General features: G+C 37.4%; 12 protein-coding genes. 6 read left to right on the plus strand and 6 right to left on the minus strand.

Annotated features, from left to right (window positions below; genetic code table 11):
- Nucleotides 1–52: 52 nt before the first annotated feature.
- Nucleotides 53–316, minus strand: coding sequence for a hypothetical protein (locus AB2B47_RS00080; RefSeq protein WP_320693348.1), 264 nt, complete (start codon nt 314–316; stop codon nt 53–55).
- 722 nt (nt 317–1,038) lie between these two features.
- Between AB2B47_RS00080 and AB2B47_RS00085 the strand changes: the two genes are divergently transcribed.
- From AB2B47_RS00085 to AB2B47_RS00100, 4 genes are all read left to right on the plus strand, one after another.
- Entirely contained in the window at nt 1,039–2,922 is a 1,884-nt protein-coding gene (locus tag AB2B47_RS00085; protein WP_320693349.1) for an Eco57I restriction-modification methylase domain-containing protein, read from the plus strand.
- Complete coding sequence (locus AB2B47_RS00090; protein WP_320693350.1) at nt 2,919–6,167, plus strand: DEAD/DEAH box helicase family protein; 3,249 nt, start codon at nt 2,919–2,921, stop codon at nt 6,165–6,167. The genes AB2B47_RS00085 and AB2B47_RS00090 overlap by 4 nt, the downstream gene beginning before the upstream one ends.
- 313 nt (nt 6,168–6,480) lie before the next feature.
- Complete coding sequence (locus AB2B47_RS00095) at nt 6,481–7,359, plus strand: hypothetical protein (RefSeq protein WP_368037987.1); 879 nt, start codon at nt 6,481–6,483, stop codon at nt 7,357–7,359.
- A gap of 2 nt (nt 7,360–7,361) precedes the next feature.
- Nucleotides 7,362–7,838 (plus strand): Panacea domain-containing protein, encoded by a 477-nt coding sequence (locus tag AB2B47_RS00100; RefSeq protein WP_320693352.1) that lies wholly within the window; start codon nt 7,362–7,364, stop codon nt 7,836–7,838.
- A gap of 283 nt (nt 7,839–8,121) precedes the next feature.
- Here AB2B47_RS00100 and guaA read toward each other — a convergent pair whose 3' ends face one another.
- Entirely contained in the window at nt 8,122–9,684 is a 1,563-nt protein-coding gene (guaA, locus tag AB2B47_RS00105) for a glutamine-hydrolyzing GMP synthase (RefSeq protein ID WP_320693353.1), read from the minus strand.
- Nucleotides 9,685–9,824: 140 nt separating this feature from the next.
- On the opposite strand from guaA, the gene AB2B47_RS00110 reads away from it, so the two are divergent.
- Nucleotides 9,825–10,523 carry a GntR family transcriptional regulator gene (locus AB2B47_RS00110; protein WP_024054207.1) on the plus strand — a complete coding sequence of 233 codons (699 nt, stop codon included), beginning with the start codon at nt 9,825–9,827 and terminating at the stop codon, nt 10,521–10,523.
- A gap of 236 nt (nt 10,524–10,759) precedes the next feature.
- Entirely contained in the window at nt 10,760–11,950 is a 1,191-nt protein-coding gene (metK, locus tag AB2B47_RS00115) for a methionine adenosyltransferase (protein WP_320693354.1), read from the plus strand.
- Between the two features lie 40 nt (nt 11,951–11,990).
- Here the strand turns inward: metK and AB2B47_RS00120 are convergent, their stop codons facing one another.
- The 4 genes from AB2B47_RS00120 to AB2B47_RS00135 form a co-directional block, all read right to left on the minus strand.
- Nucleotides 11,991–12,629, minus strand: a complete 639-nt coding sequence (locus AB2B47_RS00120; RefSeq protein WP_025170370.1) for a GNAT family N-acetyltransferase — start codon at nt 12,627–12,629, stop codon at nt 11,991–11,993.
- 168 nt (nt 12,630–12,797) lie between these two features.
- Nucleotides 12,798–13,097 carry a DUF1827 family protein gene (locus tag AB2B47_RS00125; RefSeq protein WP_006152517.1) on the minus strand — a complete coding sequence of 100 codons (300 nt, stop codon included), beginning with the start codon at nt 13,095–13,097 and terminating at the stop codon, nt 12,798–12,800.
- A gap of 63 nt (nt 13,098–13,160) precedes the next feature.
- Complete coding sequence (locus AB2B47_RS00130) at nt 13,161–13,610, minus strand: NUDIX hydrolase (protein WP_006152478.1); 450 nt, start codon at nt 13,608–13,610, stop codon at nt 13,161–13,163.
- 89 nt (nt 13,611–13,699) lie between these two features.
- The gene (locus AB2B47_RS00135) at nt 13,700–15,949 is read right to left on the minus strand and encodes an ATP-dependent Clp protease ATP-binding subunit (RefSeq protein WP_006152539.1); all 2,250 of its coding nucleotides are present in this window, start codon (nt 15,947–15,949) and stop codon (nt 13,700–13,702) included.
- Nucleotides 15,950–16,090: the final 141 nt, after the last annotated feature.

The raw sequence follows: 16,090 nt of genomic DNA on the forward strand, positions 1-16,090 counted from the left end.
GCTTCTTTTTATTTACCAATATATCACATAAAAACGGGGCCTTCTGCTAAAGTTATGCAGTCAATAGCATCCAGCTATCTCTTAAGGTAGTTCCGTGTAAATCAATATCTAACAATTCATCAAAACTAGAAAATTTTTGTTCATTGACACCAAAAGGTTCAGAGATTACATTATCATCACCAAAATACCCAATGTAATACTCAATTCCGTTTAGCTTTAGATTAAACTCTTCACCGTTTTCTACGCCTTCTCTGAAGTCTTCTAAAGTTTTAAAAAAATTATTTACCATAATCGTGCCTAATTCCTTCCAAATCATTATACCTTATATTTCGATGTTTTTCTAGTGATAATGGAGCGTACTCACCTAATAATCTTCTTATCTCACTATATTCTGATGCAACCTTCTGATTTTTTCTCTCTGCTTAACTTCCTCTTTAGCAAAGCTCAACGGATCTTCGTGATACTTCTCGCGTTTCCCTTCACGGTAAAGAAATGGATGGTTATCTATCCAAGCCTTGAGGGCATCTATCTGGTTACCCAATTTCACTTTATATAGGTCTATCAGCTCTTTATCGCCTAATTTCTCTGTAACGTGGTTTATAAGCTTATGACCTCACAAAAGCCCCAAGAATCGTTTCTAAGGGCTTGTAGTTTATCCGTGGTGTTTTAGTCATCTACCTCAAAATAAAGCGAAGCAGGGGCAAATATGAAGCCTAGGTCACCCTATACGCACTAGTCTCTGTGGTAAGGTTAAATCAATCCCCATTTACCATACCTGCTAAGTGTTCTATAGCCTTTTACATAATTAGGTATACAATTGTTCTTGATTTTCCTATCTCATCTACAATTTTATCAACTATAACATATAAGATTAAAACTTATTACAGAAAAAATTGCTCACTGGGACGAAAACAATAAAATGAAATAAACATACTGAGACAAGTATTTCAGTGTGTTTTTGTGGTAAAATATAATAGATTAATAAATGAAAAGTACATATTTTTAGAATTTAAAAATAATAAGAAGAAAGGTTGCTTTATGGCAATAGATATTAGTGAAGAACAGTTGGCTATGGAGTCGGCTGATTTATTAAAAATTCTTTTAAAAGATCGAACGACCAAGAAAAATATTGTTTGGGCAACGCATTCTTATGAATTGTTGGGAAAGGGATTTGCTCCAAGTGATCGTATCACTCCGAGTAGGGTGACGGGAACCTATGCAAACTTGATTCAACCTCGATCAGAAAAGTCTAAGTATGAGCAAAAAGACCGAACCAAGATTAGAGCCGAAGTTTTTACGCCAACTTGGTTGGTTGAAAAGCAAAATGGCTACGTGGAAGCTGAACTTGAAGCTCTAGATCTTGAAGATTATATCCAAGTGCGCTGGCTAGAAATTACCTGTGGTGAAGCACCTTATATGGTTACTCGCTATGATACAGTAACTGGCGAGGAAATTCCATTATCTGAGCGAGTTGGTTTTGTAGATAGAAAATTGCAGCGCATTAGTCGTGAGGTCTCAGAAGAAGTCACATTCTATGAACTTGTAAAAAAAGCTTATCGAGCTTCTTATGGCTATGAGTATCAAGGGGATTCTCTGCTTTTGGCGCGTGAAAATCTTTTAGCAACATTTGAGGACTACTATCTTGCAAAGACTGGAAATCAACCGACCTTAGAGCAAAAGAAAGAAATTGCGACTATTATCTCTTACAATGTCTTTCAGATGGATGGATTGAAAAAAATCAGTCCTTACTCAGCTACACAAGAGCAATTTCAACAGCTAAGCTTGTTTTCAGATGAGCTGGAAGTTCAAGAAGCAGAAGAATCTAAAACCCAAATCAAAGACTGGAAAAAGAATAAAATGATAGGTTTTGAGCACCTATCTAGTGAGGAAAGTGAAATGAAATTTGATGTCGTGATAGGAAATCCACCGTATCAAGAGGAAATTGAAGGAGCAAATACTCAAACAAGGCCTATTTATCATTTCTTTATAGATGAATCTTATAAAATTTCAGATAAAACTGTGTTAGTTACTCCAGCTAGATTCCTTGCAAACACAGGAGGAACTCCCAAGAAATGGAATTATAAAATGTTAAATAGTAGACATTTAAAAGTTAAATTCTATGAATTAAAGAGTAATAAAGTTTTTCCTGGGACAGATATTAAAGGCGGTGTTGTGATTACGTATCATGATAAGAATAAAGAATTTGAAGCTATCGAGACTTTCATCTCCGATCCTTTACTTGATAGTATCTATAGGAAAGTAAAAAAGCTTCGAGAACCATCACTTTCAGGAATTATGTATGGCTCAGATAGTCACAAGTTGACAGACATTATGTTTGAAGATTTTCCGGAACTAATCTCTAGAACTGATTTAAGTCACAGAAAAGCTGTTTCTACAAATATTTTTGAACGATACCCTGAGGTATTTAAAGATAAAGTAGATTCAAATACAGAATATGTTCAAATAATTGGACGAGAGAAAAACGGGCGCTCTGTAAAATATCTAAAAAAAGAATACTTACGAGAGCATCCTAACTTGCTCTTTTGGAAAATTATTTTACCTAAAGCTAACGGAAGTGGTGCTTTAGGTGAAGTGCTTTCAACACCCCTAATCGGGGAACCCCTAATCGGGTATTCTCAGACGTTTATATCTATTGGAAAATTTGACACAAAAATAGAAGCAGAGGCTTGTTTTAAGTATATTAAAACTAAATTTGCTAGAGTTATGTTAGGTATTTTGAAATTGACGCAAGACAATCCTCCAGCAACTTGGGCTAAAGTCCCACTCCAAGATTTTACGGTCAATTCGGACATTGATTGGACACAATCAGTGGCTGATATTGACCGCCAGCTCTATCAAAAATATGACCTTTCTCCTGAAGAAATTGCTTTTATTGAGACTCATGTAAGGGAGATGGATTGATGGTAGAAATTAAAACTTCTAAAGAGATTCATCCTAAAATCTATGCTTACACCACTCCGACGGTAACTAGCAATGAGGGCTGGATTAAGATTGGTTATACGGAGCGTGATGTCAGACAACGGATTAAAGAACAAACGCATACTGCTCATATAGATACAGATGTCTTATGGACTGGGGATGCAGCCTATACGGAAGAACCTGATAAGGGAAAGACTTTTAAGGACCATGATTTCCACCATTTCCTTTCTTTCCATGATGTGGAACGTCGTCCTAAGACGGAATGGTTTTATTTTAATGGGACACCTGAAAAATCTAAAAATCTTTTTGATAAGTTTGTTCAGCATGATTTGTCAGGTTATCAGCCTGGTCAAGGACAGGACTATACTCTGCGACAAGAGCAAGAAGAAGCAGTTTCTAAGACCTTAGCTTATTTCAAAAATCACCCAGGAGGCAAGTTCCTCTGGAATGCCAAGCCACGCTTTGGTAAGACCTTGTCTACCTATGACCTAGCTCGTCGAATGGATGCTGTCAACGTCCTGATTGTAACCAATAGACCTGCCATTGCTAATTCATGGTATGATGATTTTGAAAAATTCATAGCAGGACAAACGACTTACAAGTTTGTTTCCGAATCAGACAGTCTTAAAACTCGCCCAACCTTGTCACGAAAAGAATTTGTTAGTATTTTAGATGACGATGTAAGACAACTTGCTTTTATCAGTCTCCAAGATTTGAAAGGCTCTGCTTATCTAGGTGGAGAGCACAATAAACTCAAATGGGTAACCGACCTACATTGGGATTTGTTGGTTATCGATGAAGCTCACGAAGGAGTCGATACCTTCAAGACAGACCAGGCCTTTAATAAGATTCGTCGAAATTTTACCTTGCATCTATCAGGAACTCCATTTAAGGCATTAGCTAAGGGAGAATTTACCGAGGAGCAGATCTACAACTGGTCTTATGCTGATGAACAGGCAGCTAAAACTACTTGGTCGCCTGAGCAAGAAGAGGAGAATCCATATGAGAGCTTGCCTCAGTTAAATCTCTTTACCTATCAAATGTCACAGATGATTGGAGAAGAGCTAGAAAAAGGTGCTCAACTAGATGGCGAAAATATCGACTATGCTTTTGACTTGAGTGAATTTTTCGCTACAGATGATAAAGGGAAATTTATCCATGAGCAAGATGTCAGAAATTGGTTAGATACTCTATCTAGCAATGAAAAATATCCATTTTCAACCAAAGAACTTCGGAACGAACTCAAGCATACTTTTTGGCTGTTAGAACGTGTAGCCTCAGCTAAAGCCTTAAAAGTTCTACTAGAAGAACACCCCATCTATGAAAACTATGAGATTGTTTTAGCTGCTGGTGACGGGCGTATGTCTGAGGAAGATGATAAGGTCAAACTCAAATCCTTAGACCTGGTTAGAAAAGCGATAGCAGAGAATGACAAAACCATTACCCTCTCCGTTGGTCAGTTGACGACAGGTGTGACGATTCCTGAATGGACAGGCGTATTGATGTTATCAAACTTGAAATCACCTGCCCTTTATATGCAAGCTGCCTTCCGCGCTCAAAATCCATACTCATGGAGCGATAGCAAAGGAAATCATTTCCGCAAAGAAAGAGCCTATGTATTTGACTTTGCGCCTGAAAGAACCCTGATTCTCTTTGATGAGTTTGCAAATAACTTATCACTTGCAACTGCAGGAGGTGGAGGAACTTCAGCAACTCGCGAAGAAAACATTAGAGAGTTACTAAATTTCTTCCCTGTCATAGCAGAAGACCGTGCAGGTATGATGGTTGAAATTGATGCTAAGGCAGTTCTGACTATACCGCGTCAGATAAAAGCTAGAGAAGTCCTCAAACGAGGATTTATGTCCAATCTCCTTTTTGATAATATTAGTGGCATTTTCCAAGCCAGTCAAACCGTTCTAGACATTTTAAATGAACTACCAGTAGAAAAGGAAGGCAAGTTACAAACATCTTCTGATTTACTAGATTTTTCAGATGTTACAGTGGATGATGAGGGCAATGCAGTTGTTGACCATGAAATCGTGATCAATCAACAAACGCGACTTTTTGGTGAAAAAGTTTATGGACTTGGACAGTCTGTTGTTGAATTAGTCACAAAAGATGAGGACAAAACTCAAAAACAACTAATTAATGACTTGAGCCAGACAGTATCCACGGTAATTGTAGAAGAATTGAAAGCTGGATACGATCTAAAAACTCGGGAAACAGACCACATCAAGAAACAAATTGCAGTAACATTTGAGAATGAAGTTCGAAAGAATGAGATAGAACGTAAAATTACTGAAGCCCATATCAAGGAAGAGGTGCAGCAACAGCTCAAGGAAGCAAATGATAAGGAGCAAAAAGATAAGATTCAAGAAGTTCTTGAAAAACGAATAGAAGAAAATAATCTCATTCATAAAGAAAAACTAGAACAAACACTCAAAAATGAAGTGGAAAAAATGCCTGAGAAGTTTATCGAACAGGTTGAGGTCAAACGTGTTGAACAGTTGAAACAATCTGCTCAAGATGAAATCCGAGATCACCTTCGAGGATTTGCACGAACAATCCCTAGTTTTATCATGGCCTATGGCAATCAATCTCTAACACTTGATAATTTTGACACCTTTGTTCCTGAGCATGTTTTTTATGAAGTAACTGGGATTACGATTGACCAATTTCGTTATTTGAGAGATGGTGGGCAGGATTTTGCAGGGCATCTCTTTGATCGAGCAACATTTGATGAAGCCATTCAAGAATTTCTTCGCAAGAAAGAGGAGTTGGCAGATTATTTTAAAGATCAAAAAGAAGATATCTTTGACTATATTCCACCGCAAAAGACCAACCAGATTTTCACTCCTAAACGGGTGGTGAAGAGAATGGTGGATGATCTTGAAAAAGAAAACCCAGGAATCTTTGATGACCCATCTAAGACATTTATTGATTTGTACATGAAGTCAGGTCTCTATATTGCTGAACTTGTCAAGCGGCTATATAATAGCGAAGGCTTAAAAGATGTATTTCCAAATCCTGAAGAACGCTTAAAACATATCCTAGAAAATCAAGTTTATGGATTTGCGCCTTCAGAAATTATCTATAACATTTCCACTAATTTTATCTTTGGAAATCTATCTCAAGACATTAGTAGAAAGAATTTTGTTTTAGAAGATACCATTCCAGCTGCCAAAGAAGGTAGGATTCAGGAATTGGTAGATAAATATTTTGGGTAGGATGGTTGTTGATTGTATCTAAAACATGAAGTGAATTGAAAAAGAGGTCAAGTTTTAACTTGACCTCTAATTCTAAAAAAATAATTTAAGTACTTTTAATTTGTTAACTATTGTAGTAATCAGTATATAAAATGATTACTTTGTTAAGTTATTCTTTTGAGATAAAATTTCAACCCCAACAATTTGTTTTATTTGCGTATAAATTCTAATCAAATTAAGTTATCTGAAAAAGATAGTATTTTATAAGATAATTATTAGATAAAAAATGATACAATGATCATTATACAGAAAGAGAGCAGTAAGAACTTAAATGATGAAATCAATAAAAATTTGGTGGAAGTCTGTGAAAGAAAAGGGAATATTAAAGTATATATTGGAGATACTTCCTTCTATTCTCCTAACCCTTTTATCGTTTGTAGTTGTTCGCAACGAAATGGTTAAATATATAAACGAGAATTTTATAATTTTTCTAATTATCATTTTAATTCTATTGCTATTTAATTATATTAGTGAGGTAAATCGTGCAGTAGAAATTAACGATATTAGTTCAGACTGTGATGATAAAATCGCGGAAAAGAATGAAAAGCTTTTAAAGCTTGGTGATGAGTTAGAACAATTAAAACAGGCTTTGCAATCTTTGCCATATGATCTATTACATGATTTTAGTGATATATTAAAATTAGAAAATTCAGAACGTATAACATTTTATTTATATAAGGAAAATAAATTTATAAATATTGCTAGACATAGTAACAATTCGCACTTTGTAAAGACCCAATTTGGTAATACTTTTGAACCAAACGATAATTATATTTCTAAGTGTTTCCATAATGAAGACGATGATTTTTTTATGAGAGTTGCACTTCCAGATCCTGATACTAATTTTGATAGGTATTGTCAAGAAATGAGCAAAGACTTTAGTAATTTTGATAAAGAGGAGCTAAAAAAAGTTACAATGAAATCACGTTGTTACTTTGGTAAAAAAATATATGGATATGATAGGAATCCAATTGGGGTTTTAATGATTGAGAGCAAAAAATCAAACTTATCAATTATGATAGATGGTTCAAAAAAATTACTAAGTAGCAAAGAAGATTATAGATTATTAAGTGACTTGATTGATCAAAAGTTTCAATTTATTTTACAAAGTATTCATAAAAATCTTCGTCATTACTATAAAGGAGTAGAATAAACATGAGTGTTAATGAGAAATTAAGAGATATCATAAGATATATTTTAATAAAATATCCTTATCCTTTTGATTTGAATAAGACAAGATTGACTAAACTTGTGTATTTAATAGATTGGAAAACGGCTCAAAAGCAAAAAAATGTTAGTTCAGGAATAAACTGGTACTTTGATAATTATGGTCCATATGTTCCGGATGTTATGAAAGAAGCAGTTTCTGATGAACATATTATAATTGATGAAGGGCTTTCTAATTATGGGGGAACTAGGTACACATTCCAAATAAAAGATTTAAATCTTAATGACATAATATATTTGGATGAACAGGAGAGAGAAATTATTGACGATGTAATAGAATCTACAAAGGATTTATCATTTAATAATTTTATAAATTATATTTACAACACTCCACCGGTTATTCAGACACCTCAGTATGAATTTTTAGATTTGGTAAAGATTGCATCAGAATCAGTTAATCACTAATAATTTAATTATTTTATTCAGTAAAAGATTTAATCCATGATAAAATTGAATGTAACATTAAAATATAAATATTGTGTGTTTGATGAGTTCTAATAAATTGAAAGTTATTAAAAATAATTCTTTGGATAAAAAGAATGTAAAATTTACTATAAAAAGCCCCATCAGATTAGTTTCTGGTGGGGCTTTTGGTGGGGAACCAATCAATTTTGACTGATTTTTAACCTTTTATAATAACTGAAAATGCTGTTAAATCAACCATTTCACTTCAAATCATGTTTATAAATCATTCCCACTCAACGGTTGCAGGTGGTTTACTTGTGATATCGTAGACGATGCGATTAACGTGGTCAACTTCGTTTACGATACGAACTGAGATTTTCTGGAGAACTTCCCAAGGGATCTTAGCGAAGTCAGCTGTCATACCATCGATAGAAGTGATAGCACGGATAGCAATGGTGTAGTCGTAAGTACGGCCATCTCCCATAACACCTACTGAACGAACGCCAGTGTTAACAGTGAAATATTGCCAGATGTCGCGGTCAAGGCCAGCTTTAGCGATTTCTTCACGAAGGATAGCATCTGACTCACGAACAGTTTCAAGTTTTTCTTCAGTGATTTCTCCCATGACACGGATAGCAAGCCCTGGACCTGGGAATGGTTGGCGCCACACGATGTGGTCTGGCATGCCAAGTTCAGTACCTAGTGCACGAACTTCATCCTTGTAAAGAGTGTTGAGTGGCTCGATCAGTTCAAACTGCATGTCTTCTGGAAGTCCACCCACATTGTGGTGAGACTTGATAGTTTGAGCAGTATCCGTACCAGACTCAATCACGTCAGTATAAAGAGTTCCTTGAGCAAGGAATTTCACATCTGTTAGTTTGCTTGCTTCGTCATCAAAGACATAAACAAACTCGTTACCGATAATCTTCCGTTTTTGTTCAGGATCAGAAACACCAGCCAATTTATCAAGGAAACGTTTGGCAGCGTCTGCTTTAACGATGTTGAGACCAAACTTACCACCAAGCATATCCATAACTTGGTCAGCTTCCCCTTTACGGAGAAGACCGTGGTCTACAAAGATACAGATCAATTGATCACCGATTGCTTTTTGGAGAAGAACCCCAACAACAGAAGAGTCAACACCACCAGAAAGTCCGAGGAGAACACGTTTGTCTCCAACTTTTTCACGGATTTGTTTGATTTGCATTTCGATGAAGTTATCCATAGTCCAGTCACCTTTGGCACCACAGATATTTAAAGCAAAGTTACGCAAAATATCATAACCGTGAACTGAGTGGCGAACTTCTGGGTGGAATTGGATACCGTAAATTTTCTTATCAGGGTTTTCAATAGATGCATAAGGACAGTCTGCAGAAGTTCCAGTACGAACAAAGTCAGCAGGAATTTCTGTAACAGCATCCCCGTGGCTCATCAAGACAAGCTGCTCATCTGGAGTACCCGCAAAAAGAGCTGATTCTGTGTGAGTCAATATTGATTGACCGTATTCACGGTTACCAGCGTCACCTGCAGGAACAACTTTTCCTCCAAGCTTGTGAGTCAATAGCTGCATACCATAGCAGATTCCCAAAATCGGAATACCAAGTTCAAAAATCTCTGGGTCAATATCAAATGATCCTTCTTCGTAAACAGAGTTTGGACCACCTGAAAGTACGATCCCGATAGGATTGATAGCACGGACTTCGTCAGCCGAAATCTTGTGACTTTTTAGTTCTGAAAAGACACCGATCTCACGGATACGACGTGAGATGAGTTGGTTGTACTGGCTACCATAGTCCAGTACGATGATCTTTTCGACATCTTGCAAATCAGTTGAAATGTTGCTCATCTTTTCCCTTTCTTAAAAGAAATATCTTCTTGAATATTCTATCATAAAAGGGTTAGAATTACCAACCAAACAAGTGCGGTTTGACTTTTCCCTATGAGATAGGGTACAATGGAAAAAATAAAGAAAAGAAGTGATCAAGCATGTTACCAGCTTATATGAAAATCCACGACCAAATCAAGAAAGACATTGATGAGGGAAGTTGGAAAATTGGGGAAAGACTTCCAAGTGAGCGAGATTTAGCAGAAGAATTTGCCGTTAGCCGCATGACCTTGCGTCAAGCAATCTCTCTTTTGGTTGAAGAAGGGGTTTTGGAACGACGTGTAGGTAGTGGGACCTTTGTTTCAAGCACACGTGTTCAGGAAAGAATGCGTGGAACAACTAGTTTTACGGAGATTGTTAAAGCTCAAGGGAAAACTCCGTCTAGTCACTTGATTTCTTATCGTCGAACCATTCCAAATGAGCAAGAAGTGGCTAAACTAGGTTTACTGCCAACTGACAATATCATTCGTATGGAGCGTGTTCGCTATGCCGACAAAGTTCCTGTAGTCTATGAAGTGGCGTCGATTCCCGAGAAATTTATCAAAAATTTCAAAAAAGAAGAAGTAACCAAGCACTTCTTTCAAACCTTGCAAGAGCATGGTTATCGAATTGGTAAATCTCACCAGACCATATACGCACGTTTAGCCAAAGAAAAGATAGCTCATTACCTAGAAGTTGAAAAAGGGCATGCTATTTTAGGTTTGACTCAGGTTTCTTACTTTGATGACGGAACGGCTTTTGAGTATGTAAAGAGCCAATACGTCGGAGAACGGTTTGAATTTTATCTAGAAAATAATTAGTTTATAACATCACTCTTAAAGTAGAAACTCATCTATTTTAAGAGTTTTTATTTGGCTATGATTGGAAAACATTTTCCTAGTAAGAAAAATAGCAATCATACGAGTATTTTTCAAAGATTCGTGTTATAATAGTTAGGTTATATGGTCCCGATAAGGTGGTGGGATTGATTGTAAATACTCTTCCTACCAGTTCTTTGTAACTCTATAACGAATATTTTTTAAGGGGGGACATTTTTATGTCAGAACGTAAATTATTCACGTCTGAATCTGTATCTGAGGGGCATCCAGATAAGATTGCAGACCAAATTTCAGATGCTATCTTGGATGCTATTTTAGAGCAAGATCCAGAGGCGCACGTTGCTGCTGAAACAGCTGTTTATACTGGTTCAGTACATGTTTTCGGTGAAATTTCAACGACAGCTTATGTGGATATCAACCGTGTGGTTCGTGATACCATTGCAGAGATTGGTTATACCAATACAGAGTACGGTTTTTCTGCAGAAACGGTTGGAGTTCACCCATCACTTGTTGAGCAGTCACCAGATATCGCCCAAGGTGTCAATGAAGCGTTAGAAGTTCGTGGGAATGCGGATCAAGATCCACTTGATTTGATTGGAGCTGGAGACCAAGGTCTCATGTTTGGTTTTGCGGTGGATGAAACTGAAGAACTCATGCCATTGCCAATCTCACTCAGCCACAAGTTGGTTCGTCGTTTGGCAGAGCTACGTAAGTCTGGTGAAATTAGTTACCTTCGTCCAGACGCTAAATCTCAAGTTACTGTTGAATATGATGAAAATGACCAACCGGTGCGTGTGGACACTGTCGTTATTTCAACTCAACACGATCCAGAAGTCAGCAATGAACAAATCCATAAGGATGTAATCAATAAGGTCATCAAGGAAGTGATTCCAGCTTCGTATCTTGACGATGAGACTAAATTCTTTATCAATCCAACTGGTCGTTTCGTTATCGGAGGACCTCAAGGGGACTCAGGTTTGACTGGTCGTAAGATTATCGTGGATACCTATGGTGGTTATTCACGTCACGGTGGTGGTGCCTTCTCTGGTAAGGATGCGACTAAGGTTGACCGTTCAGCTTCTTATGCAGCTCGCTACATTGCTAAAAACATTGTTGCTGCAGGTCTTGCTAAGAAAGCAGAAGTCCAATTGGCCTACGCAATCGGTGTAGCTCAACCTGTATCTGTCCGTATCGATACTTTCGGTACAGGAACAGTAGCTGAAAGTAAACTTGAAAAAGCAGCGCGTCAAATCTTTGACCTTCGTCCTGCAGGAATCATCCAAATGCTTGACCTCAAACGTCCAATCTACCGTCAAACAGCGGCTTATGGACATATGGGACGTACAGATATTGATCTTCCATGGGAACGCTTGGATAAGGTAGAAGCCTTGAAAGAAGCAGTTAAGTAACATAAAAAAAGATTGGTCCTTAGACCAATCTTTTTTATGTTTAACATTCGTTATCCAGGATTTTTACAAAAGCCCAGTTTCCAATAGATTTTGTTCCGTATTCTAACATCATCGAATCTAGTAATTCATACTTGTTTTTTTCATAGAAGCAAACATTTTTTTCAGTACTAGTAATCAAACCCAAGCGTTTGCAGCCTTTGGATTTAAGATAAGGTTCAACACCTTCTTGTAGAAAAGCACTCCCGATTCCTTGGTTTTGACTAGAAGCGTTGACACCTAACATCATCAAATACCAGTCAAAATTTCCTGATCTTTTCAAATGTTGTTCGGAACGTTCCACCAAATCAAGATATTTCAAGAGATTGCGCGGAGTAATAAAATGAAAAAGCTTGACAATACCATTCAGCAAATAAGATAGAATGGAAAAATCCTTTTGTTGCAGGAGGGCAACGGCCAGGATTTCCCCGTCTCGTTCAGCAACTAGACAGGTCTCTCCTTTGATATAGAGTCTGGTCAGAAGGCTATCCAATAATTCTAAGAATGCTGGATAATATTCTGGTTTCTTTAAATCATCTTTGATAAGAGTCATGAAAGGGTAGTCCATAAAGGCACCAGCCAATACTTTTCCAATTTTTTGATATTCATCTAGCCCGGCTTCTCTGTATACTATTTCTTTCATATCAAACTCCTTCATTAAAATCTCTCTATCTATTATAACGAAATTTCTCACATTTTTCGATTAAAGTGTGAATTTTTCACAAAAAGTTTAGACATGGTAGTTATTTTAGAAATGTATAGAAAAAAGCATTAAAAAACCCCGCAGTTTTAACTGTAGGGTAGATTAATTCTATTTTGTAGGGATTGAAATCTCAATCAATTTATCAGAATAGAGGGTTTTAATATTTGCCTTATCAATAGCCTGTTGATTAATTTTACGACTGAGGAAAAATTCTTTGATTTTTTCCATTTCTTTTTCACGGATTGCACGATGTTTATTGGAAATGAGGATTTCGTAATGAAGTGGAGCCTGAGTAAAAATAACATCTGTATTTCCCGCAGAATAAACCTCTACAAGTGTTGCGTCGGTGCTTTCTAGCTGACTTTTAACAAGTTGCGAGTGTGAATTTGTAGTATTGATAAGCTTCATAGGGTTTCCTCCTGTATTTCTATGTCTATTATAGCACTTTTTGGGAAATTTGGTAAAGATAGTTTAAATTTGATGTTGTTTTTTCCAAGCTTCAATCGCCCATTTGTGACTTCCACGTTTTAAGTTAGCAATAGCTTCATCGATTGGGAACCAAGCTAAGTGATTGAAGTCCTCGAGAGGTTTTTGGATTTCTTGGTAAGAAGTAGCTTCATAGAGGTAAGCTGGATTGTAGTAATAGGTGTCACGATGTCTAGAGTAGAAGTATTCATCAGCTTGCCCGTAGTAGGTGCCGATTTCAGCTGTAAATCCTAATTCTTCAATCAACTCTCGTTTGAGAGCTTCAAGGTGATTTTCACCTTCTTCAATTTCGCCCCCTGGTAAGAACCATGCACCATTTGGAGCTTGTACGAGGATAATCTTTTCATGGTTTGCATCAGGTATGACTGCATAAACGCCATATCTATTTTTGTAGGTTACTCCCTCTTTTTTTTCTCCAAATGTTGGATTTGCCATAAAGTTCTCCTTCGTGAGTGCGCTTTCTTTCTATAATAGTAAAGAATGCTCTTACTGTCAAGCAAGAACATTCTTTTGTATGTGAGGAATTAGTCGTTTGACTCGACTGTTTCCGTTTTATTTTTGGACTTAATCACGATTTTACCTTTACTTGTCATGACTGCCTTGAGGTCTTTTTCACTTGGATTTTCAAGGTAGTAGTCTGTAATAGCATCTTCGATATAGTCTTGGATGGTACGACGGAGTGGACGAGCTCCCATTTTTGGATCGTAACCAAGGTCTACAAGTTTTTCTTTCACCTTATCTGTTACATCTAAATGGATGTTATTACTTGAGAGACGTTTGTTCACATCATCCAACATAAGGTCAACGATTTGTAGGAGATTTTCCTTGCTGAGAGCCTTAAATTCAATAATACCATCAAAGCGGTTCATGAATTCTGGACTAAAGAAGTTGCCTAATTCTCCAAGGACAGAGTTGGTACGACCTTCTCTAGCTGCACCAAATCCAACGCTTGCTTCAGCTTTTCCTGTACCTGCATTTGAGGTCATGATAATGATGGCGTCCTTAAAGCTAACAGTGCGTCCTTGACCGTCCGTTAAACGGCCATCATCCAATACTTGAAGGAACATATGCATAACATCTGGATGGGCTTTTTCAACCTCGTCAAGGAGGATCAGTGAGTAGGGGTTGCGACGCACTTTCTCAGTCAACTGACCTGCTTCATCATAACCTACGTATCCTGGAGGGGCACCGACAAGTTTGGCAACGCTATGTTTTTCCATGTATTCGCTCATATCAAAGCGAATCATGCTATCAGCAGAACCAAAAAGCTCAATAGCTAGTTGTTTAGAAAGTTCTGTTTTACCGACACCAGTAGGACCGACAAAGAGGAAGCTACCAATTGGACGGTTTGGAGTGCCTAGTCCAACACGGTTACGACGGATAGCTTTAGCAATCTTATCAACTGCATCATCTTGACCAATGACATGAGCCTTGAGGTCGTCTGCTAGATTGATAAGTTGAGACTGTTCTTTTTCTTTCAAATCACCAACTGGAATATTAGTCTTTTGTTCAATAATGTGTTCAATCGTCTTTTCGCTGATGATTGGAGTATCCTGATCCGTTACCTTTGTCTTTTGCATTTCTTTATATTTAGCAATCTGGTCACGGAAGTAGGCAGCTTTCTCAAAATCTTCATCTCGAGTGGCTTGGGCCTTAAGATTTTCGGCTTCGATTAGGCGTTGATCAATAACCTTAGGATCAACAAAGTTTAGCGTTAGGTTCATTTTAGAACCAGCTTCATCCAGAAGGTCGATGGCTTTGTCTGGTAAGAAACGATCTTGGATGTAGCGGTTAGAAAGAGTAGCAGCGGCTTCAATAGCAGCGTCTGTATAATGAACGTGGTGATAATCCTCGTATTTCTTTTGAATACCTTTGAGGATAGTGATAGTTTCTTCCACTGTTGGTTCATCAACCTTAACAGGTTGCATACGTCGTTCTAGGGCAGCATCTTTTTCAATGATGCGGTATTCATTGAGAGTAGTAGCACCAACAAGTTGAAGTTCGCCACGAGCAAGGGCAGGTTTGAGGATGTTTCCTGCATCCATATTACCGTCTCCAGCAGAACCAGCACCAACGATTTCATGAATTTCGTCGATAAAGAGGATAATATCCTCACGTTTTCGGATTTCCTCCATGAGTTTCTGCATGCGTTCTTCAAACTGGCCACGAATTCCTGTACCTTGGACAAGACTAACGACGTCTAAGCGAATGACTTCTTTTCCTTGAAGTTTATGGGGAACGTCCCCATCAACAATTTTCTGAGCGAGACCCTCAACAACTGCTGTTTTACCAACACCAGGCTCACCGATAAGAACAGGATTGTTTTTGGTTCTACGGTTAAGAATTTCAATGACACGGATGATTTCTTCGTCACGACCGATAACAGGGTCTACATTTCCACGACGAGCAATCTCAGTTACATTGATACCGTACTCTTCCAAGAGTCCTTTTTCTTGACTAGGAGGAGGTGTTTGAGCAGGCCCTCGATTTTGGGAACCGTAACCACCATTACCACCATATCCACCACCTGACTGGGTTGGAGGAACATTGTTATTTGAAGAAGGTCTAAAGTTATTCAGATCGTTAAAGAAGTCTCCAAATGGATCAAAATCACGATTGTTTAAATCTGTAATCCCTTTAAATAGGCTATTGTTAGGATCCGTTTTGATAATTTTGTAGCAATTTTGACAAAGGTCGATTTGCTTTTGTTGTCCATTGATATTGGTATAAAGATGGATTGTTGAGTCATTGATTTTGCAGTTTTGACAGAGCATACCTCTACCTCGTTTCTTTCTCTGCTTTGACTAAAACGAAAAGGTCAAAAATAGTCAAAGTTCTTTAGTCTCATTATATCATGATTGAAGGGGAATGCAAGTAAAAAGATTGCTTGTTAAAATTCAACATACAAGGCAATT

The organism is Streptococcus wuxiensis (genome assembly GCF_040888245.1).
Classification (GTDB): domain Bacteria; phylum Bacillota; class Bacilli; order Lactobacillales; family Streptococcaceae; genus Streptococcus; species Streptococcus wuxiensis.

What these genes read in the sequence shown, in the direction of transcription:
- AB2B47_RS00080 (WP_320693348.1), bottom strand. Translation starts at nt 316, where the DNA reads ATGATTTGGAAGGAATTAGGCACGATTATGGTAAATAATTTTTTTAAA.
- AB2B47_RS00085 (WP_320693349.1), top strand. Translation starts at nt 1,039, where the DNA reads ATGGCAATAGATATTAGTGAAGAACAGTTGGCTATGGAGTCGGCTGAT.
- AB2B47_RS00095 (WP_368037987.1), top strand. Translation starts at nt 6,481, where the DNA reads ATGAAATCAATAAAAATTTGGTGGAAGTCTGTGAAAGAAAAGGGAATA.
- AB2B47_RS00100 (WP_320693352.1), top strand. Translation starts at nt 7,362, where the DNA reads ATGAGTGTTAATGAGAAATTAAGAGATATCATAAGATATATTTTAATA.
- guaA (WP_320693353.1), bottom strand. Translation starts at nt 9,684, where the DNA reads ATGAGCAACATTTCAACTGATTTGCAAGATGTCGAAAAGATCATCGTA.
- AB2B47_RS00110 (WP_024054207.1), top strand. Translation starts at nt 9,825, where the DNA reads ATGTTACCAGCTTATATGAAAATCCACGACCAAATCAAGAAAGACATT.
- metK (WP_320693354.1), top strand. Translation starts at nt 10,760, where the DNA reads ATGTCAGAACGTAAATTATTCACGTCTGAATCTGTATCTGAGGGGCAT.
- AB2B47_RS00120 (WP_025170370.1), bottom strand. Translation starts at nt 12,629, where the DNA reads ATGAAAGAAATAGTATACAGAGAAGCCGGGCTAGATGAATATCAAAAA.
- AB2B47_RS00125 (WP_006152517.1), bottom strand. Translation starts at nt 13,097, where the DNA reads ATGAAGCTTATCAATACTACAAATTCACACTCGCAACTTGTTAAAAGT.
- AB2B47_RS00130 (WP_006152478.1), bottom strand. Translation starts at nt 13,610, where the DNA reads ATGGCAAATCCAACATTTGGAGAAAAAAAAGAGGGAGTAACCTACAAA.
- AB2B47_RS00135 (WP_006152539.1), bottom strand. Translation starts at nt 15,949, where the DNA reads ATGCTCTGTCAAAACTGCAAAATCAATGACTCAACAATCCATCTTTAT.